The 1,360-nt window shown below is 30.7% G+C and carries 1 protein-coding gene; it reads left to right on the top strand.

Going from position 1 to position 1,360, the window contains the following annotated elements:
• A partial coding sequence (locus AA088_RS17415) for a S8 family serine peptidase (RefSeq protein ID WP_046746323.1) occupies nt 1-1,360 on the top strand: 1,360 nt, incomplete at both ends.

A 1,360-nucleotide genomic window follows, 5' to 3' on the forward strand; every position in this document is an offset into this window, starting at 1 on the left:
CAAAGACATTTTTGAAGATTCAATTGCAGGCATAAGTCTCGAAAAAGCATATCGTGAATTTCGATTGGACAGTAAAAAATCTGACACTGTCATTGTAGCTGTTCTCGATATGCGTTTTCATATAAATCATCCAGACTTAAAAGGTTTTATATGGAAGAATATAGGTGAAATCCCAAATAATGAAATTGATGATGATTACAATGGATACATAGATGATGTGCATGGTTGGAATTTTTTGGGGAATAAAAGAGGACAACAGGCTTACAGAGCAAACTTTGAATACGTGAGAATTATTAGAAAATATGACAGCATATTTAAAAATAAAAATATTGATTCAATCAATCCTAAAGATAGTATCAAATACAAAATGTATATTGATGCACTGAAGGAATACGATGCTGAAAAGAAATATGTTCTAAGAAGACTTAGAGTCCTAAAATATGAAAAAGTAAAAAAGAATTTTTTAGAACAAGAACTTTCTAAAATGTTTCCTAATAAAGAATTAACAATAGAGGAGCTTTCAGAGATAAATACTGAAGATGAGCTGGTTGAAAAACGAATAAAGACTTTAATTAATTATAAAAAAGACAGCCTGAAAAATGAGCAAAATATTGCCTTAGAGAATAGGTATTTGGACATTTATCTTAATATTGATTTTAATGAAAGACAGATTATTGGAGATAATGTTGATGACATTACTGATACTTCATATGGTAATAATATAGTTCTAGCCGATAATTCCGAAAACTCACATACACATGGTATAAAAGTGGCAGGAATAATAGGAGCTGATAGAAATAATAATATTGGAATTAAAGGTATTACAAATAGAGTGAAAATAATGCCAGTAGCAATTTCACCTTATGGAGACGAGCAGGATAAAGATATTGCATTGGGAATTCGATATGCAGTTAACAATGGAGCTAACATTATTAATATTAGTTCAAGTAAATCTTTTTCTTTAAATAAAAAATGGGTTATTGAGGCCATTCAATATGCAGAAAAAAACGATGTGTTGGTTATAACCTCTGCTGGTAATGAAGCTAAAAACTTAGATGTTTCCCAAAACTATCCTAACGACACCAATGAAGATAATACAGAAATTGTCCAAAACTTTCTAAAAGTCGGAGCTACTTCTTATGATGCTGGAGAAAATATAATTCATTACACTTCAAACTATGGAAAACAAAGTGTTGATATTTTTGCACCAGGTAGAGAAATTTTCACAACACAAAGTAATAATTCTTATGGTTATAATAGTGGAACCTCATATTCTGCACCCATAGTCTCAGGAATCGCTGCACTAATTCGTTCCTATTATCCAAACCTAACTGCCGCCGAAGTGAAACAAATTATTATG

It is taken from the genome of Kordia zhangzhouensis (assembly GCF_001005305.1).
Classification (GTDB): domain Bacteria; phylum Bacteroidota; class Bacteroidia; order Flavobacteriales; family Flavobacteriaceae; genus Kordia; species Kordia zhangzhouensis.